Raw genomic sequence first — 16,607 nt, 5'->3', positions numbered from 1 at the left:
GTGTCTGTCATGGTCATTCCACCCCGCGTTAGCGGCGCTTCGACTTCCGGTCGTCCTTCACGTGACCCCGGAAGGTGCGCGTCGGCGAGAACTCACCGAGCTTGTGGCCGACCATCGACTCGGTGACAAACACCGGAATGTGGGTCTTGCCGTTGTGCACCGCGATCGTGTGGCCGAGCATGGCCGGGATGATCATCGAGCGACGGGACCAGGTCTTGATGACGTTCTTGGTACCGGCTTCGTTCTGTGCGTCCACCTTCTTTACGAGGTGGCCGTCAACGAAGGGTCCCTTCTTGAGACTACGCGGCATCTAAACCCGCTCCTAGCGCTTCTTGTTCGTCTTGCGGCGGCGGACGATGTACTTGCTCGAAGCCTTCTTCGGCGAGCGAGTACGACCCTCCTTCTGACCCCACGGGGAGACCGGGTGGCGACCACCGGAGGTCTTGCCCTCACCACCACCGTGCGGGTGGTCGACCGGGTTCATCGCCACACCGCGGACGGTCGGGCGAACGCCCAGCCAGCGCTTGCGGCCGGCCTTGCCCCAGTTGATGTTCGACTGCTCGGCGTTGCCGACCTCGCCGATGGTGGCGCGGCAGCGGGCGTCGACGAGACGGATCTCACCGGACGGCATACGAAGGTGGGCCATCGTGCCCTCCTTCGCCAGCAGCTGCACGGAGGCACCAGCGGAGCGCGCGAACTTGGCGCCGCCACCGGGACGGAGCTCGATCGCGTGGATCGTGGTACCGACCGGGATGTTGCGGAGCGCCAGGTTGTTGCCGGGCTTGATGTCCGCGCCGGGGCCGTTCTCGACGCGGTCACCCTGCGTCAGACCCTTGGGGGCGATGATGTAACGCTTCTCGCCGTCCAGGTAGTGGAGCAGCGCGATGCGGGCGGTGCGGTTGGGGTCGTACTCGATGTGAGCGACCTTGGCCGGCACGCCGTCCTTGTCGTGACGACGGAAGTCGATCACGCGGTAGGCGCGCTTGTGGCCACCACCCTGGTGACGCACGGTGATCCGGCCGGTGTTGTTACGGCCGCCCTTGCTGTGCAGAGGGCGAACCAGCGACTTCTCCGGCGTGGACCGCGTGATCTCGACGAAGTCGGCTACGGAGGAGCCACGACGGCCCGGCGTAGTCGGCTTGTACTTGCGGATTCCCATTTCTCAGTCCTCGTCCGATTCCGGACGATCCAGACCGCCGTTAGGCGGTCGGACCGCCGAAGATGTCGATACGGTTGCCCTCGGCAAGGGTCACGATGGCGCGCTTGGTGTCCTTGCGCTTGCCGAAACCGGCCTTGGTCCGCTTGCGCTTGCCCTGGCGGTTGATCGTGTTGACCCCGGTGACCTTGACCGAGAAGACCGCCTCGACGGCCTGCTTGATCTGGGTCTTGTTGGAGCCAGGCGCGACGATGAACGTGTACTTGTTCTCGTCCAGCAGTGCGTAGCTCTTCTCCGAGACGACCGGCTTGACGAGAATGTCGCGCGGGTCCGAGAAGGTCTTGCTGGTGACGACGGCCTCAGTCATCAGGCGTCGCTCCCTTCGGTCTCAGCGGTCTGGGGGCCAGACACGAAGGACTCGAGGGCGGCCTGGGTGAAGACCACGTCGTCGGAGACGATCACGTCGTACGTGTTGAGCTGGCCCGGCTCCAGGATGTGCACCTGGGGCAGGTTACGAGCGGACAGCCACGCGGCCTCGTCGGAGCGCTCGGCGACCAGGAGCAGGTTCTTGCGCTCCGAGATCTTGCCGAACAGCGTCTTGGCGGCCTTGGTGGAGACCTCACCCTCGACCACGCCGGTGACGACGTGGATGCGGGAGTGGTTGGCCCGGTCCGAGAGGGCACCGCGGAGGGCGGCGGCCTTCATCTTCTTCGGGGTCCGCTGCGAGTAGTCACGCGGCACGGGACCGTGCACGACGCCACCACCGGCGAACTGCGGGGCGCGGGTCGAACCCTGACGGGCGCGGCCGGTGCCCTTCTGGCGGTAAGGCTTCTTGCCACCACCGCGGACTTCGCCACGGGTCTTGGTCTTGTGCGTGCCCTGACGGGCCGCGGCCAGCTGCGCGACGACGACCTGGTGGATCAGCGGGACGCTGACCTTGGCGCCGAAGATCTCCTCGGGGAGCTCGACGGTCCCGGCCTTGTCGCCTGCCGGCGAAAGGATGTCAATGGTGCTCATCGGTTCCTCAAACCCCCTTGGCCGCGGTGCGGACCAGGACGAGGCCACCGTTGGGGCCGGGGACGGCGCCCTTGATGAGCAGCAGACCCTTCTCGGCGTCAACGGCGTGGACGGTCAGGTTCTGGGTGGTCACACGCTCGTTGCCCATGCGACCGGCCATGCGCATGCCCTTGAAGACACGGCCCGGGGTGGCGCAGCCACCGATCGAACCGGGCTTGCGGTGCACGCGGTGGGCACCGTGCGAGGCCTTGCCACCACGGAAGTTGTGGCGCTTCATCACACCGGCGAAGCCCTTGCCCTTGCTCTTACCGGTGACGTCGACCTTCACGCCGGCCTCGAAGACCTCGGCGGTGATCTCCTGGCCGAGCGTGTACTCGGAGGCGTCAGCGGTGCGGAGCTCCACCAGGTGGCGGCGCGGGGTGACGTCGGCCTTGGCGAAGTGACCCTTGAGGGGCTTGTTCACCTTGCGCGGGTCGATCTCGCCGAAGGCGATCTGGACCGACTCGTAGCCGTCGACGTCGTTCGTACGGACCTGGGTCACGACATTCGGGCCGGCCTTGACGACGGTCACCGGGACGACCCGGTTGTTCTCGTCCCAGACCTGCGTCATGCCGAGCTTCTCGCCCAGGATGCCCTTGATGTTCTTAGCCATCTCGCGCGTCACCTCAGAGCTTGATCTCGATGTCGACGCCCGCCGGCAGGTCGAGGCGCATGAGCGAGTCAACCGTCTTCGGCGTGGGGTCGAGGATGTCGATGAGGCGCTTGTGCGTGCGCATCTCGAAGTGCTCGCGCGAGTCCTTGTACTTGTGCGGCGACTTGATGACGCAGTACACGTTCTTCTCAGTGGGCAGCGGCACCGGGCCCGCGACCGACGCACCAGTGCGCGTCACCGTCTCGACGATCTTCTTCGCCGAGGAGTCGATGACCTCGTGGTCGTAGGCCTTGAGCCGGATGCGGATCTTCTGTCCCGCCATGGCTACTAGTAGTCCTTTGTCTCGTAAACGCTCTGGAACCCGGCACGCTGTGCTTCCTGGGAAGCGCTGTCCTGCTCCGACCCACGCGGTCGGGCGTGTCGCGCTCCCTCTACGCAGAAATCCCACAGGGATTTCCCAACCAAGGGGGCGCGGTCACCATGACCGCTGGCCGGGGGCCGAACACCCACCGGGCGCCTGGCCGGCACCCCGCTGACGCTTCCCAGAAGATTCCCGTACGTCCGCTCCTGAGAAGGAGCGACGAGTACTGTGGGACTCGCTTCCGGTCCTCCCGACGGGAGGCGCGCAGCATCGGCACTCAACCGAGCAACCAGGACAGTCTGCCACACGGGGCCTTCCGGCCGCCAATCGGGGTCCAAGACTGTACCCCACGTCACGTATGGACATGCGCCGGGGCGCACGACCTGACGCACGCGCCCCTCTTCCGCTCATCCCAAACGCCGTGCCCGCTCGGTCAGATGGCGCCGCTCGGGAGCGCTCGTGGTGCGCCGTGCCGCCTCGCGGTAGGCCGCTGCCGCCCCCTCCTCGTCGCCGAGGAGTTCGAGCAGATGCGCGCGGGTCGCCAGGAGCCGGTGGTGCCGGGCGAGCCGCTTGTCCGCCGCGAGACCGTCCAGAAGCTCGAGGCCGGCCCGGGGGCCCCGGACCATGGCGAGGGCGACCGCGCGGTTGAGGGTGACCATCGGATTCGGCCCGGCGCTCTCCAGGAGCTCGTACAGGGCGAGGATCTGCGGCCAGTCCGTGGCCTCCGCGGACGGGGCCTCGTCGTGCACGGCCGCGATCGCCGCCTGGAGCTGGTACGGGCCGACCCGGCCCCGCGGCAGGGCGCGGCTGATCAGCTCGACCCCCTCGGCGATCAGCCCCGCGTCCCAGCTCCCCCGGTCCTGTTCCGCGAGCGGTACGAGTTCCCCGCGCGGGCCCGTGCGGGCCGGGCGCCGGGCGTCGGTGAGCAGCATCAGCGCGAGCAGGCCCGCCGTCTCCGTGTCCTCGGGGACGAGGCGGTGCAGCATCCGGGCGAGCCGGATCGCCTCCGTGGACAGCTCGGGCGCGGTGAGCGCCTCGCCGCCGCTGGCCGTGTAGCCCTCGTTGAAGACGAGGTAGAGCACCTGCCGCACCTCGGCGAGGCGGGCGGTGCGGTCCTCGCCCTCGGGCAGCGCGAGCGACCATCCGCCTGCCTTGATCGTCTGCTTGGCCCGGCTGATCCGCTGCGCCATCGTCGCCTCGGGCACGAGGAAGGCGGCGGCGATCTGTGCGGTGGTGAGGCCGCCGACGGCGCGCAGGGTGAGCGCGATCCGGCTGGGCGGCGACAGTTCCGGACGGCAGCAGAGGAAGAGCAGGGACAGGGAGTCGTCCCGGTCGGTGTCCGGGGAGTCGTCGGCGGCGCGCGCGAGGAGCTCGGCGTCCGGGGTGGCGAGCGCGACGGCGTCCTCGCGCCGCCGGCGGGCGGCCTCGCTGCGGACCAGGTCGACGAACCTGCGGGTGGCGACGGTCAGCAGCCAGCCCCGCGCGTTCTCCGGGACCCCCTCCTCGGGCCACTGCCGGGCGGCGGCGATCAGGGCCTCCTGGACGGCGTCCTCGCACAGGTCGAAGGTGCCGTACCGGCGGACGAGCGCGCCGAGGACCTGCGGCGTGTACGCGCGCAGCAGGTCCTCGATCTCGTGCGTGCCGGTCACACGTCCGCCGCGGACTCGTGCAGGACCGGCCAGAGCTCGACGGGGTCGACGTCCGCGAAGGGCATGTCCGCGGCGATCTCCTGGGCCCTCTCCAGGCTGTCGCAATCGAGCAGGTAGAAGCTGGCGAGGTACTCCTTGGTCTCCAGGTACGGGCCGTCGGTGACCGCGGGCGCCCCGCCCTCGCGCCGTACGAGCTGGGCGGCGGCCGCGTCCGCCAGGCCGTACGCGCCGATCAGCTCGCCGCTCTCCCGGTACCTCCGGTTGAAGGCCTCCTGGCGGGCGATCGCCTCGGGCCACGCCTCGGCCGGGAAGGAGTCCCACTTGGCCTGGTTGCCGTAGATCATCGCGACGTACTTCATCTCGGGTGTCCTCCCCGTCCCGCCCGCCCCGGTGGCGTGCTGTCACCCCTCGGTCGGAGCCGGGACCGTCCTCTCGACATCCGTGCGCACGATGTCGGAGATTTTTTCCGATGATCTTTTCCCGCGGGCCGCCGCGGCACAACCCGTTCGCTCGCACATCCGTCTTCCAGGGGACCGATTGAGCGAAGGGCCTGTCGTGCACACTCCACCCCGCCGTCGGACGGTTCTCGCCGCCGCCCTCGCGGTCGTCTCGGCCGCCGCCGGGTGTTCCGTACCGGAGCCGCGCAGGACCGCGCCGACCGCCGATCCGGCGCCGGGCAGGCCGATCGCCTCCGGGCGGGCCCGGCGGGCGCTGCTCATGCAGTTCTGCGCGCACCCGGACGACGACCTGTACTTCATGAACCCGGACACGCAGCGGCTGCTCGACGCGGGCGTCCCGCTGGTCTCCGTGTACGTGACGGCGGGCGAGCACACCGGACGGAACCGGATCGCGGGGATGCCCGAGACTCCCCCGGACCGCGCGGCCTACTCCTCCGCCCGCCACCAGGGCCTGCGCCAGTCGTACGCGGTGGCGCTCGGCCTTCCGGCGTTCACGCCGTGGCGGCGGGAGGCGCTCGCCCTCCCCGGCGGCAGGCGGGCGGAGGTGAACACCCTCGCGCACGGCGGCCGCCGGATCGAACTGGTCTTCCTCAACCTGCCGATGCACACCCACCGCCGCTACATGGCCGTGCCCGCGCTCTGGGACGACCGGGCCCTGGAGCTGCGGACCCATCTGCCGGCCGGCTCCCCCGTCACCCGCGCCGACACCTACGACTACGACCAGCTGGTCGCCGTCCTCACCGGGCTGCTCCGCCGCCACCGGCCCACGGTCGTGCACACCCTGGACCCGGACCCCGACATCCAGCTCGGCGACGAGGCCGCCCGCCGGCGGGACTCCGAGCAGCCGGGCTACTCGGACCACGGGGACCACACGGCGGTCGCCTCCTTCACCTGGGCCGCCCTGTGCCGCTGGGTCGCGGACGCGGTCCGGGACGGCGAACCGATACCCGCCTTCACGACCACCGCCTTCCGCGGCTACTACAACCGCCACTGGCCCAAGAACCTCCCGCCCACGGTCCTGGAGGAGAAGGCGGCCCGGCTCGTCCCGTACGGCGGGAGCCCCTCCTGGGCGTGCGGGAACCCCTCGGGCTGCGGCGACTACGGCGTCGGTGGCGACCGGCCGCTGACCAATCGCAAGGGCTGGGTGCGCTCCACGCACCACCGCTGGCCGGGCGCGGGCCCGGTGCTCGCCGGGGAGCCGGACGGCCGGCTCGCCGCGTACGGGGTGCTCGGACTGCGAGCGGTCCGCTGGCGGGAGTCCGCGCCCGGCGTCTGGGGCGAGCCGGTGGACCTGGGAGGCGGCCCGCTCGCGCCGGCGCTCGGCTCGGCGGTGCTCGGTGACGGCCGGGTGCTGCTCCTCGGGGTGCGGTTCGCCGCGCTCGACGGGCACGGCGGGGCGAACCGGCGCGAGGTGGTGCTCCTGGAGCAGCGCTTCCCCGGCGGCGGCTTCCTGGCCTGGCGGGGCCTGGGGAGCCCGGAGCGCGGGGACGACCGGGGGCGGCGGATCGGTGCGCCGGTGGCGGCCGCGGCCCCCGACGGCCGGGTCCACCTCTTCGTACGGAACGCGGACAAGGGCGTCTCGACGCGGGTCCGCGCGGTGGACGGCTCCTGGTCCCCGTGGCGGCCGCTCCCCGGCGGCGCGGAGGTCCAGGACGGTCTGGCGGTCTCGGTGGACGCGGCCGGCCGGGTGCATGTGTACGCGGCGGGGCGGGAGTCCGTACGGCACTGGGTGGACGGGGTCCCCCAGCGGGCTCGACTGCCGCTCTCCGGGTCCACGGTGGCGAGCGCGGGCGGCGCGCTGTACCACCGGGCGCCGGCGTCCGCGCGGCTGACCGGCCCGGACGGCGACGCCGGTCTCGACGGGTACGGGGACGTGGTCGCCGCGCGGTCGGCGGCACTCGGGACCGTGCTGCTCGGCAGGGACGAGGAGGGCCGGGTGGCGCTCAGGGCCGGCGGTCGGCTCCGTACCCGGCAGCGGCCGGCGGTGGCGGCGGCGCTCCACCTGGAAGCACGGGGGGCCACCGTGGTGGCCCTGGGCCCGGACGGCCACCCGTGGAGCTGGCGACCGTAGGAAGGCCGGGTACGCGAGAAGGCCCCGCACCTTTCGGTGCGGGGCCTTCCCTTACTGCTCAGCAGCTCGTACGAGCTACCAGGTCAGTTCAAGATCAGGCAGTGATCTTGACGACCTGGCCGGCGCCGACGGTCCGGCCACCCTCACGGATGGCGAACTTGAGGCCCTCCTCCATGGCGACGGGCTGGATCAGCTCGACGGACATGGAGGTGTTGTCGCCCGGCATGACCATCTCGGTGCCCTCGGGGAGGGTCACGACGCCGGTCACGTCCGTGGTACGGAAGTAGAACTGCGGGCGGTAGTTGTTGAAGAACGGGGTGTGACGGCCACCCTCGTCCTTCGACAGGATGTAGGCCTGGGCCTCGAACTTCGTGTGCGGCGTGACCGAGCCCGGCTTGATGATGACCTGGCCGCGCTCGACATCCTCGCGCTTGATGCCACGGAGGAGCAGACCGACGTTCTCACCGGCCTGGCCCTCGTCGAGCAGCTTGCGGAACATCTCGATGCCGGTGACCGTGGTGGTGGTCTTCTCGGTCTTGATGCCGATGATGTCGACGGTCTCGTTGACCTTGAGGACACCACGCTCGATACGACCGGTGACGACGGTGCCACGACCGGTGATCGTAAAGACGTCCTCGATCGGCATCAGGAACGGCTTGTCGACGTCACGCTCGGGCTGCGGGATGGACTCGTCGACAGCCTTCATCAGGCCGAGGAGCTTGTCCGCCCACTCCTTGTCGCCCTCGAGGGCCTTGAGCGCCGAGACACGGACGACCGGCAGGTCGTCGCCCGGGAACTCGTACTCGGAGAGGAGCTCACGAACCTCGAGCTCGACGAGCTCCAGGATCTCCTCGTCGTCCACCATGTCGGCCTTGTTCAGGGCGACGACGATGTACGGAACGCCGACCTGGCGGGCCAGGAGCACGTGCTCCTTGGTCTGCGGCATCGGGCCGTCGGTGGCGGCGACCACGAGGATGGCGCCGTCCATCTGCGCCGCACCCGTGATCATGTTCTTGATGTAGTCGGCGTGACCGGGGCAGTCGACGTGCGCGTAGTGACGCGACTCCGTCTGGTACTCGACGTGCGCGATCGAGATGGTGATACCGCGCTGGCGCTCCTCGGGAGCCTTGTCGATCTGGTCGAAGGCCGAGGCCTCGTTCAGGTCCGGGTACGCGTCGTGCAGCACCTTGGTAATGGCGGCCGTGAGGGTCGTCTTACCGTGGTCGATGTGACCGATGGTGCCGATGTTGACGTGCGGCTTAGTCCGCTCGAACTTCGCCTTCGCCACGGGGGTCCTCCTGGAGAGTGGTTCTGTACGCCTTGCTCATCGGCGCCAGGTGATCTTTGCTGGGATGCCAGTAACCGGGGCCCCGATCCCTCGGGTTGCGGGGGGCTGAGCCCCGGTGACTGGTGTCAAGCCTAAAGCGTGAACTCGGGAGAGTTACTCGCCCTTGGCCTTCGCGATGATCTCCTCGGCGACGTTCCGCGGAACCTCGGCGTAGGAGTCGAACTGCATCGAGTAGCTTGCGCGACCCGAAGTCTTGCTGCGGAGGTCTCCGACGTAGCCGAACATCTCCGAGAGGGGCACGAGGCCCTTCACGACGCGAGCGCCGCTGCGCTCCTCCATGGCCTGAATCTGGCCACGGCGGGAGTTGATGTCGCCGATGACCTCACCCATGTAGTCCTCGGGCGTGACGACCTCAACGGCCATCATGGGCTCGAGAATGACGGGAGAAGCCTTGCGCGCGGCCTCCTTGAAGGCCTGCGAGCCGGCGATCTTGAACGCGAGCTCGGAGGAGTCGACCTCGTGGTAGGCACCGTCGAGAAGGATGACGCGGACGCCAGTCATCTCGTAGCCCGCCAGGATGCCGAACTGCATGGCCTCCTGCGCACCGGCGTCGACCGAAGGGATGTACTCCTTCGGGATGCGGCCACCGGTGACCTTGTTCACGAACTCGTAGGAGGCGTCGCCACCCTCGATGGGCTCGATCGCGATCTGCACCTTGGCGAACTGACCGGTACCACCGGTCTGCTTCTTGTGGGTGAAGTCCACGCGCTCGACGGCCTTGCGGATCGTCTCACGGTACGCGACCTGCGGCTTGCCGACGTTCGCCTCGACCTTGAACTCACGACGCATACGGTCGACGAGGATGTCGAGGTGAAGCTCGCCCATACCACCGATGATGGTCTGGCCGGTCTCCTCGTCCGAGTGGACCTGGAAGGAGGGGTCCTCCTCCGCGAGACGCTGGATGGCGACACCCAGCTTCTCCTGGTCACCCTTGGACTTGGGCTCGATGGCGACCTGAATGACCGGCGCCGGGAAGTCCATGGACTCCAGGATGACCGGGTTCTTCTCGTCGCACAGCGTCTCACCGGTGGTGGTCTGCTTGAGGCCCATGACGGCGACGATGTCGCCGGCGCCCACCGAGTCGATCTCCTCACGCTTGTTCGCGTGCATGCGGTAGATCTTGCCGATGCGCTCCTTCTTGCCCTTGACGGAGTTCAGCACCGCGGTGCCGGCCTCCAGGCGACCGGAGTAGATCCGGACGAAGGTGAGCTTACCGAGGTGCGGGTCGCTCGCGATCTTGAACGCGAGAGCCGACAGCGGCTCCTCGTCGGACGGCTTGCGCTTGACGACGACCTCGGGGTCCTTGACGTCGTGGCCCTCGATGGCCTCGACGTCCAGGGGCGAGGGGAGGTAGCGCACGACCGCGTCGAGCAGGGGCTGAACGCCCTTGTTCTTGAACGCGGTGCCGCAGAAGACGGGGGTGACCGTCTTCTCGCCGCCACCCTTGCCGGAGGAGATCGTGATGCGGCGGACGGCAGCGTAGAGCTGCTCCTCGGTGGGCTCGACGCCCTCGAGGAAGAGCTCCATGAGCTCCTCGTCGTTCTCCGCGACGGTCTCGACGAGCTTGGCGCGGTACTCCTCGGCCTGCTCGAGCTTGTCCGCCGGGATGTCGACGACGTCGTACATCTCGCCCTTGCTGGCCTCGGCGGACCAGACAAGCGCCTTCATGCGGACCAGGTCGATGACGCCCTGGAAGTCCATCTCGGCGCCGATCGGGAGCTGCATGACGATCGGGACGGCGCCGAGGCGGTCCACGATCATGTCGACGCAGCGGAGGAACTCGGCGCCCGTACGGTCGAGCTTGTTGACGAAGCAGATACGCGGCACGCCGTAGCGGTCCGCCTGTCGCCAGACAGTCTCGGACTGGGGCTCGACACCGGCCACACCGTCGAACACGGTGACAGCACCGTCGAGCACGCGCAGCGAACGCTCCACCTCGACGGTGAAGTCGACGTGGCCCGGCGTGTCGATGATGTTGATCGTGTGATCGACATTCTCGAGCGGCCAGTGGCAGGTCGTCGCGGCGGACGTGATCGTGATGCCGCGCTCCTGCTCCTGCTCCATCCAGTCCATCGTGGCAGCGCCGTCGTGGACTTCACCGATCTTGTAGGAAACGCCGGTGTAGAACAGGATCCGCTCGGTGGTGGTCGTCTTGCCCGCGTCGATGTGGGCCATGATGCCGATGTTGCGCACCTTGGCCAGGTCAAGCGAAGTGGTAGCCATAAGGCTTCAGTCTTCTCTCGGTCTCGATGTGGGTTGCGACTACCAGCGGTAGTGCGCGAAGGCCTTGTTGGACTCGGCCATCTTGTGCGTGTCTTCGCGCTTCTTGACGGCAGCACCGAGGCCGTTGGAGGCGTCGAGGAGCTCGTTCATGAGGCGCTCGGTCATGGTCTTCTCGCGACGGGCGCGGGAGTAACCGACGAGCCAGCGGAGGGCGAGCGTGGACGCGCGGCCCGGCTTGACCTCGATCGGCACCTGGTAGGTGGCGCCACCGACACGGCGGGACTTGACCTCGAGGGCCGGCTTGACGTTCTCGAGAGCGCGCTTCAGCGTGATGACCGGGTCCTGGCCGGTCTTCTCACGAAGACCCTCCATGGCGCCGTACACGATGCGCTCGGCGGTGGAACGCTTGCCGTCCAGCAGGATCTTGTTGATCAGCGAGGTGACAAGAGGAGAGCTGTAGACCGGGTCGATGATGACCGGGCGCTTCGGGGCGGGGCCCTTACGAGGCATTCTTACTTCTCCTTCTTGGCGCCGTAGCGGCTGCGAGCCTGCTTACGGTTCTTGACGCCCTGCGTGTCGAGGGAACCGCGGATGATCTTGTAACGAACACCCGGCAGGTCCTTCACACGGCCACCGCGCACGAGCACGATCGAGTGCTCCTGCAGGTTGTGACCCTCACCCGGGATGTAGGCCGTGACCTCGATGCCCGAGGTCAGACGCACACGCGCGACCTTACGGAGGGCCGAGTTCGGCTTCTTCGGGGTGGTCGTGAACACACGCGTGCAGACGCCGCGACGCTGAGGGGAACCCTCGAGTGCGGGCGTCTTGTTCTTCTCGACCTTGTCCTGCCGGCCCTTACGGACCAGCTGCTGGATCGTAGGCACTACTTCTCCGGTTTCTGTGTGCCGTCGGTAAAACTAACCTGGAACATTCACCGACCCACGCGGTCGGGTGTGTCGAATCGCGCGGACCTCCGCCAGGGGCGGAAAAAGCGCGGATCACGGTGGCCGGTAAATGACTCGCCGTGCGGTTGAGGACACGCACGGGAGCCCAGGCACACCCCAGGCACAAGGCATGAGCGTACCTACCGCATGGACTCCGGTCAAAACAAATGCCCAGCCGCCCCCGGCCCCCGCCGGAGCGGGCCGGGAGCGGGGCGGACGGCGGTCGGGCGCGGTCGGTCCCGGCCGGGGCCGGGACGGGCGGCGGTGGGTCCCCGCCGACCCCCGGCCGGCCCCGGTCGGGCCGGGGTGGGCGGCGGCCGGTCCCGGTCGGCCCCGGGCGGTCCCGGGGTGGGCGGCGGCCGGCCCCGGTCAGTCCCGGGCGGTGCGGCGGGGCTCGGCGGTCTCGCCGGTGCCCGCCTCGTCGGTGTCGGGCTCCAGGAACTGGTTCACGACCTTGACGAAGACGCCCATCCGCTCGTCGGGCACTCCCAGCCAGCGGGCGAAGTCCTCCATCGAGGGCTGCCAGTCGCTCGGCGGCAGAAGGTCCGCCGCCATGGGGAGCTCCTCGGGGGTCACGCGCCCGGACCTGATGAGCATGTCGCGGACGGAGACGCCGAGCAGCGGGGCGATCCGGCGCATGGTCTCCAGGTCGGGCATGCTCTGCCTCTGCAGCAGGCGCGTGACGGCGGCGCGGTGGACGCCGGCCTCGTCCGCGATCCGGGACTTGCCGCCTCCACGCGGGCTGTCGATGTCGTAACCGCGCTGTCTCATCAGGCCTTCGACCCAGCCTGCGAATTCGTCGAGCCCCTGAATGCTCATGTGTACAGCTCCTCGCTCGCTCCCCACCCTCCGGATCCCATACCTTAGCGTGCTTGCGCGCACAGAATTACGTGCTTTCGGGCGCGCAATCGTGTCGAATCGGTGAAGGGATCGGCCCACCCTCCCGGATTTTTGTTGCGCGCTCGCACGCAACGTGTAAGTCTGGCTCGCCGCCGCACTCGTCGGCCCCCTGAGCCCCAGGCGCCCCACCGGCCCCATGGACGGCCCCGGTGGGCCCCGGACCGTGGAGAACCTCTTGTTCCATCCCGACCCGACCCCCTGGCAGGCCTCCGCCGCGTGCGCCGGCCTCTCCCCGTCCGTCGTCTTCGCCCGCCGCGCCAAGGAGGCGGCCCCGGCTCTCCGGGCCTGCGCCTCCTGCCCCGTGCGGAGCGAGTGCGAGACGGCGGTGGCCCCGGCCGAGAGCTACTTCGACGGCGTCTGCGCGGGCCGCCTCTGGCGCAACGGCCGCCCGGCGGACGCCCTGCGCGTGGCGAAGGCGCTCGCGGCGGCGGGAGGCGGCCGCCGTGGCTGACCCCACCGACACCGCGCCCGTGCTCCGGGACATCGCCCTCTGGACCGCCTCCCTCGTACGGCAGTTCCCCGAGCTCGCCGAGGAGCTCGCGCCCGGCCGCCGGGGGCCCGCCGGGACCGCGCCCGCCCCCTCCCCCGCCGGCCGCGACGAGCTGATCCGCGAGGAGCGCCGCGAGGCGCTGCTGCTCCAGCAGCGGCACGGGCTCGTCGTGCCGGGCCACGGGGCCGCCCCGATCCGGCTGCACGTCTCCGACGCCATCCGCGACATCACCGACGGGGTGGTGGAGCTGGAGGAGGCGGTGTGCGCCCGGCTCGCGCTGCCCCGCCCGCCGCGCGCCGGGGTGATCGACCGGCTCCGGCGTCTCGTGGGGCTGCTCGACCAGGTCGCGGCCCACCCGGATCTGGCCCGGCACGTACGGGACGAGATCCGCAGGATGGCCCGGCGCTGCGCCAGGACGCTCGGCGACGCGGAGACGATCGTGCGGGTCTCGGGGCGCTGCCCCTGGTGCGACTCGGTCTCGCTGCGGGCCTTCCCCGACCGGCGCGCGGTGCTGTGCGTGAACCCGGCCTGCGTCTGCACGGACGAGGTCTGCGGCTGCCAGGACGACCCGGCATACCGGCACCTGTGGCCGGAGGACCGGTGGGAGGAGCTCTCGGCGGCGTCGGGGACCCGTACCGACGAGATCGAGGCCGCGATGGACGACCCGAAGGAGACCTCATGCTGAGCTCGCCCGCCCTGCCCACGCTGGTCCCCGGCCCGCTGGCCGCCGAGGAGGCGGGGGTGGCGCCCGCCACGATCCGCAAGTGGGTCCAGCTGGGCCATCTGCGGGCCGCGGGCCGGGCGGGCCGGGCGCAGCTCTTCCGCCTGGAGGACGTCTTCGCGGCGGAACGAGTGGCCCGCCGCCGCCCGCGTACCGCCTGACCGCCTGACCGTCCGCCTGACCGCCTGACCGCCCGTCACCGAAGCGCCCCGAGTCCGTTCTCCGGACTCGGGGCGCTTCGTCGTGCCGCTGGGTTCACGCCTCCAGGAAGCGGTGGAGGGAGTCGGTCAGGGCGGCGGCGAAGCGCTCCCGGGTCTCCTCGGGGACGCGGACGAGGGAGAGGTACGGATTGAGGTCCTCCAGCTCGACGAGGAGCAGCCCGCCGTCGGGGGCGCGGCAGGCGTCGACGCGCTGGATGCCGTGGTCGAGGGTGTTCCAGTCGATGAGGCGGCGCGCGAAGGCGAGGTCGTCGGCGGTGGGTTCGTACGGCTCCAGGTCCCAGCGGCGCTCGGGGTCGGGGGCGTACAGGGCGTACTGGAAGAGGTCGTCGACGAAGTAGAAGGAGACCTCGTAGCGGAAGTCGACGCGCGGCTGGACGAGGACCTCGCCGTAGGTGAGGCCGGGGAGGTCCTCGTACGGGAGGAACCGCAGGCCGATGGAGTCGGCGCCGGCCCTGGGCTTGACCGCGTACCGCTCGGCCGCGGGCAGGCGGTGCAGGTCCTCGGCCCGGTCGACGGTGGGGATGACGGGGTACCCGGCGGCGGTGAGGTCGAGGAGGTAGCCCTTGCCGGCCATGTCGCCGCGGCCGTGCAGGGGGTTGTAGACGCGGGCCCCGAGGGCGCGGGCGCGCTCGCGGAAGGCCTCGTACTCCTCCTGGTAGCCGAGGACCGGGCCGCTGTTGCGGACGACGACGGCGTCGAAGCCGTCCATGAGGGCGGCGGCGTCGAGCGGGTGACAGAGCGCCAGGTCGAAGGAGGCGCGGAGCCGGGCGGCGAGGTGGACGTCCTCGTCGCCGTAGCGCCGGCCCCGGGCCGGGTAGGCGAGGTCGGTGACGTAGAGCAGGCGGGGGCGGGCGGGCACGGGGCGGCTCCTCGGTCGGGCGGGGTCGTCAACCTATCCGGGGGCCCCGCCGGGCCGTGCGCGGCAGATCGGATCCCGAATTAGTTGCGTGCGCGCACGCTCCCTGTCACAGTTGGTGCAGCGGCGGAGCTGTGCCCGCGAGACGGGCCGCAGTCTCCGCCGTCCGCCGTCCGGGAGCGCTCGCGCCCCCGCCCCTCCGCCGCGTCGAGCGCCCCGGACGGCCCCCGCACCGCCCGTCCCGCCTCCCCCTTCCTCCCGAGGAGAACCGTCATGACCACTCCCCCGAGTGCGTTCCCGGACGTCGAGAAGCTGGTCGTCGACGTCCTCAAGGCCGACCCGGCGCTGGCCGGCGTCACGGTCGCCGTCCAGGCGCCGGCCGGTTTCGACGGCACGCAGAACGCCGTCCTGGTGAACCGCCGCGGCGGCGCCTGGATCGGCGACCTGCACGTCGACAAGCCGCTGATCGAGTTCGAGGTGTACGGGCCGACCAAGAACGCGGCCCACGTCCTCGCCAACGCCGCCCGGAGGGCCCTGCTGGCCACCCTCGGCAAGCAGCTCGGCGCCACCTTCGTCAGCGACGTCGAGGAGCAGGACGGGCCGCGCTGGATGCCCGACTACCTCTACCGGGGCGCCAACCGCTACCTCAGCGTCATCCAGCTCTCGCTGGACGTCTTCTAGGCGCTCCACCCGACGTCGTCCCGACGTCCCCACAGACCAGGCCTCGCCGTCCGGCGGGGCCTTTGCCGTACCCGGACAACGCTCCGGGGGCGGCGCCCTCTCGCACCCCTCTCAACAAGGAGAAACCCACCATGGCAGGAAACAACTCCGCCGAGATCCGCGTCGCAGGCATCGGCAAGCTCTACGTCGCCGACGCCGGCACCTCCCTCCCCGCCACCTTCGGCACGGACTCCGCCACCGACTGGTCCGGCGCGGGCTGGAAGGACCTCGGCTTCACCTCCGGCGACGGCGTCACGTTCTCGAAGAAGGACAAGCTGGAGGCCATCGACTCGTGGCAGTCGGTCTCCCCGGTCCACTACATCTACTCGAGCCGTGACCTGTCCCTGAAGTTCTCGCTGCTCCAGTTCAACGAGGACACGCTGCCGTTCTTCATGGGCGGTGACGCGGTGAAGGCGGAGCCGACCCCGGCGGTCGACACCTACCGCTACGAGATCGCCGAGCGTCCGTTCGCGGACGTGCGCGCCCTCGGCCTGGAGTTCACCGACGTCAAGGCCGGTGGCACGACCACGGTGAAGTACCGCTTCATCATCCCGCGCGGCCAGGTCACCGCCACCGACGACATCAAGCTGGCCCGCAAGGCGGCGGCCCAGCTGGGCGTCACCTTCACCGCCATGTCGAAGGGCGACGGCAAGCCGCTGGCGACCTTCCTCATGAAGGACAGCCAGTACTCCGCGACCGTCTGATCCCTCTCCCCCCGGGGCGGGGGGGGGGGACGCCGCCGCCCCCAACCCCCCCCCTCCTCTCCCCCCCCCCCAAAAAGGAAAGAGGCCCCCCAGTCCCCTCGCTCGCCACAGAAGCG

The 16,607-nt window shown here is 70.1% G+C and carries 20 protein-coding genes; 6 read left to right on the top strand and 14 right to left on the bottom strand.

Translation table 11 applies throughout. The features are described 5' to 3' along the window. Positions 1 to 28: 28 nt before the first annotated feature. From rpsS to ACZ51I_RS23735, 8 genes are all read right to left on the bottom strand, one after another. Positions 29 to 310 (bottom strand): 30S ribosomal protein S19, encoded by a 282-nt coding sequence (rpsS, locus tag ACZ51I_RS23770; protein ID WP_015035577.1) that lies wholly within the window; start codon positions 308 to 310, stop codon positions 29 to 31. Positions 311 to 322: 12 nt separating this feature from the next. After that, positions 323 to 1,159 (bottom strand): 50S ribosomal protein L2, encoded by an 837-nt coding sequence (gene rplB / locus ACZ51I_RS23765; RefSeq protein WP_017239576.1) that lies wholly within the window; start codon positions 1,157 to 1,159, stop codon positions 323 to 325. Positions 1,160 to 1,199: 40 nt separating this feature from the next. After that, complete coding sequence (rplW, locus tag ACZ51I_RS23760; protein WP_024755407.1) at positions 1,200 to 1,523, bottom strand: 50S ribosomal protein L23; 324 nt, start codon at positions 1,521 to 1,523, stop codon at positions 1,200 to 1,202. Continuing rightward, positions 1,523 to 2,173, bottom strand: coding sequence for a 50S ribosomal protein L4 (rplD, locus tag ACZ51I_RS23755; protein ID WP_468879204.1), 651 nt, complete (start codon positions 2,171 to 2,173; stop codon positions 1,523 to 1,525). Before rplD ends, rplW begins: the two co-directional genes overlap by 1 nt. Positions 2,174 to 2,180: 7 nt before the next feature. Next, complete coding sequence (rplC, locus tag ACZ51I_RS23750) at positions 2,181 to 2,825, bottom strand: 50S ribosomal protein L3 (protein ID WP_361847362.1); 645 nt, start codon at positions 2,823 to 2,825, stop codon at positions 2,181 to 2,183. 13 nt (positions 2,826 to 2,838) lie between these two features. Beyond that, entirely contained in the window at positions 2,839 to 3,147 is a 309-nt protein-coding gene (rpsJ, locus tag ACZ51I_RS23745; protein ID WP_003948644.1) for a 30S ribosomal protein S10, read from the bottom strand. A gap of 446 nt (positions 3,148 to 3,593) precedes the next feature. Continuing rightward, entirely contained in the window at positions 3,594 to 4,835 is a 1,242-nt protein-coding gene (locus ACZ51I_RS23740) for an RNA polymerase sigma factor (RefSeq protein ID WP_468879201.1), read from the bottom strand. Then, the gene (locus ACZ51I_RS23735; protein ID WP_030687822.1) at positions 4,832 to 5,194 is read right to left on the bottom strand and encodes a YciI family protein; all 363 of its coding nucleotides are present in this window, start codon (positions 5,192 to 5,194) and stop codon (positions 4,832 to 4,834) included. Before ACZ51I_RS23735 ends, ACZ51I_RS23740 begins: the two co-directional genes overlap by 4 nt. Before the next feature lie 196 nt (positions 5,195 to 5,390). Between ACZ51I_RS23735 and ACZ51I_RS23730 the strand changes: the two genes are divergently transcribed. Further along, positions 5,391 to 7,364, top strand: a complete 1,974-nt coding sequence (locus ACZ51I_RS23730; protein ID WP_468879198.1) for a PIG-L family deacetylase — start codon at positions 5,391 to 5,393, stop codon at positions 7,362 to 7,364. Between the two features lie 94 nt (positions 7,365 to 7,458). On the opposite strand, the gene tuf is transcribed toward ACZ51I_RS23730, so the two are convergent. The 5 genes from tuf to ACZ51I_RS23705 all read right to left on the bottom strand — a co-directional run bounded on the left by tuf (position 7,459) and on the right by ACZ51I_RS23705 (position 12,698). After that, positions 7,459 to 8,652 carry an elongation factor Tu gene (tuf, locus tag ACZ51I_RS23725; RefSeq protein WP_468879196.1) on the bottom strand — a complete coding sequence of 398 codons (1,194 nt, stop codon included), beginning with the start codon at positions 8,650 to 8,652 and terminating at the stop codon, positions 7,459 to 7,461. A gap of 153 nt (positions 8,653 to 8,805) precedes the next feature. Continuing rightward, the gene (gene fusA, locus ACZ51I_RS23720) at positions 8,806 to 10,935 is read right to left on the bottom strand and encodes an elongation factor G (protein ID WP_468879193.1); all 2,130 of its coding nucleotides are present in this window, start codon (positions 10,933 to 10,935) and stop codon (positions 8,806 to 8,808) included. 39 nt (positions 10,936 to 10,974) lie between these two features. Next, complete coding sequence (gene rpsG, locus ACZ51I_RS23715; RefSeq protein ID WP_015035567.1) at positions 10,975 to 11,445, bottom strand: 30S ribosomal protein S7; 471 nt, start codon at positions 11,443 to 11,445, stop codon at positions 10,975 to 10,977. Positions 11,446 to 11,447: 2 nt separating this feature from the next. After that, positions 11,448 to 11,819 carry a 30S ribosomal protein S12 gene (gene rpsL / locus ACZ51I_RS23710; protein WP_003948652.1) on the bottom strand — a complete coding sequence of 124 codons (372 nt, stop codon included), beginning with the start codon at positions 11,817 to 11,819 and terminating at the stop codon, positions 11,448 to 11,450. 429 nt (positions 11,820 to 12,248) lie between these two features. Continuing rightward, the gene (locus ACZ51I_RS23705) at positions 12,249 to 12,698 is read right to left on the bottom strand and encodes a helix-turn-helix domain-containing protein (RefSeq protein ID WP_468879191.1); all 450 of its coding nucleotides are present in this window, start codon (positions 12,696 to 12,698) and stop codon (positions 12,249 to 12,251) included. Positions 12,699 to 12,954: 256 nt separating this feature from the next. Between ACZ51I_RS23705 and ACZ51I_RS23700 the strand changes: the two genes are divergently transcribed. The 3 genes from ACZ51I_RS23700 to ACZ51I_RS23690 are packed head-to-tail and all read left to right on the top strand — an operon-like array spanning position 12,955 to position 14,151. Beyond that, positions 12,955 to 13,230, top strand: coding sequence for a WhiB family transcriptional regulator (locus ACZ51I_RS23700; RefSeq protein WP_468879188.1), 276 nt, complete (start codon positions 12,955 to 12,957; stop codon positions 13,228 to 13,230). Next, complete coding sequence (locus ACZ51I_RS23695; protein ID WP_468879186.1) at positions 13,223 to 13,954, top strand: hypothetical protein; 732 nt, start codon at positions 13,223 to 13,225, stop codon at positions 13,952 to 13,954. The genes ACZ51I_RS23700 and ACZ51I_RS23695 overlap by 8 nt, the downstream gene beginning before the upstream one ends. Further along, positions 13,948 to 14,151, top strand: a complete 204-nt coding sequence (locus tag ACZ51I_RS23690) for a MerR family transcriptional regulator (protein WP_468879183.1) — start codon at positions 13,948 to 13,950, stop codon at positions 14,149 to 14,151. The genes ACZ51I_RS23695 and ACZ51I_RS23690 overlap by 7 nt, the downstream gene beginning before the upstream one ends. Positions 14,152 to 14,245: 94 nt before the next feature. Here the strand turns inward: ACZ51I_RS23690 and ACZ51I_RS23685 are convergent, their stop codons facing one another. After that, on the bottom strand, positions 14,246 to 15,070 hold the full coding sequence (locus ACZ51I_RS23685) for an ATP-grasp domain-containing protein (RefSeq protein WP_468879181.1): 825 nt from the start codon (positions 15,068 to 15,070) through the stop codon (positions 14,246 to 14,248). 270 nt (positions 15,071 to 15,340) lie between these two features. Between ACZ51I_RS23685 and ACZ51I_RS23680 the strand changes: the two genes are divergently transcribed. Together ACZ51I_RS23680 and ACZ51I_RS23675 are read left to right on the top strand one after the other, a co-directional pair. After that, positions 15,341 to 15,748, top strand: a complete 408-nt coding sequence (locus ACZ51I_RS23680; RefSeq protein WP_468879179.1) for a hypothetical protein — start codon at positions 15,341 to 15,343, stop codon at positions 15,746 to 15,748. Positions 15,749 to 15,879: 131 nt separating this feature from the next. Continuing rightward, positions 15,880 to 16,491, top strand: coding sequence for a phage tail tube protein (locus ACZ51I_RS23675; protein WP_468879176.1), 612 nt, complete (start codon positions 15,880 to 15,882; stop codon positions 16,489 to 16,491). Positions 16,492 to 16,607: the final 116 nt, after the last annotated feature.

Source organism: Streptomyces sp. NPDC034084, from assembly GCF_055575535.1.
The sequence above is the reverse complement of the archived record's forward strand: the minus strand, read 5'-3'. Positions and strand labels throughout refer to the sequence as shown.

Excerpts from the sequence above, each read along its gene's own strand:
- rpsS (WP_015035577.1), bottom strand. The coding sequence starts at position 310 with ATGCCGCGTAGTCTCAAGAAGGGACCCTTCGTTGACGGCCACCTCGTA.
- rplB (WP_017239576.1), bottom strand. The coding sequence starts at position 1,159 with ATGGGAATCCGCAAGTACAAGCCGACTACGCCGGGCCGTCGTGGCTCC.
- rplW (WP_024755407.1), bottom strand. The coding sequence starts at position 1,523 with ATGACTGAGGCCGTCGTCACCAGCAAGACCTTCTCGGACCCGCGCGAC.
- rplD (WP_468879204.1), bottom strand. The coding sequence starts at position 2,173 with ATGAGCACCATTGACATCCTTTCGCCGGCAGGCGACAAGGCCGGGACC.
- rplC (WP_361847362.1), bottom strand. The coding sequence starts at position 2,825 with ATGGCTAAGAACATCAAGGGCATCCTGGGCGAGAAGCTCGGCATGACG.
- rpsJ (WP_003948644.1), bottom strand. The coding sequence starts at position 3,147 with ATGGCGGGACAGAAGATCCGCATCCGGCTCAAGGCCTACGACCACGAG.
- ACZ51I_RS23735 (WP_030687822.1), bottom strand. The coding sequence starts at position 5,194 with ATGAAGTACGTCGCGATGATCTACGGCAACCAGGCCAAGTGGGACTCC.
- fusA (WP_468879193.1), bottom strand. The coding sequence starts at position 10,935 with ATGGCTACCACTTCGCTTGACCTGGCCAAGGTGCGCAACATCGGCATC.
- rpsG (WP_015035567.1), bottom strand. The coding sequence starts at position 11,445 with ATGCCTCGTAAGGGCCCCGCCCCGAAGCGCCCGGTCATCATCGACCCG.
- ACZ51I_RS23705 (WP_468879191.1), bottom strand. The coding sequence starts at position 12,698 with ATGAGCATTCAGGGGCTCGACGAATTCGCAGGCTGGGTCGAAGGCCTG.
- ACZ51I_RS23690 (WP_468879183.1), top strand. The coding sequence starts at position 13,948 with ATGCTGAGCTCGCCCGCCCTGCCCACGCTGGTCCCCGGCCCGCTGGCC.
- ACZ51I_RS23680 (WP_468879179.1), top strand. The coding sequence starts at position 15,341 with ATGACCACTCCCCCGAGTGCGTTCCCGGACGTCGAGAAGCTGGTCGTC.
- ACZ51I_RS23675 (WP_468879176.1), top strand. The coding sequence starts at position 15,880 with ATGGCAGGAAACAACTCCGCCGAGATCCGCGTCGCAGGCATCGGCAAG.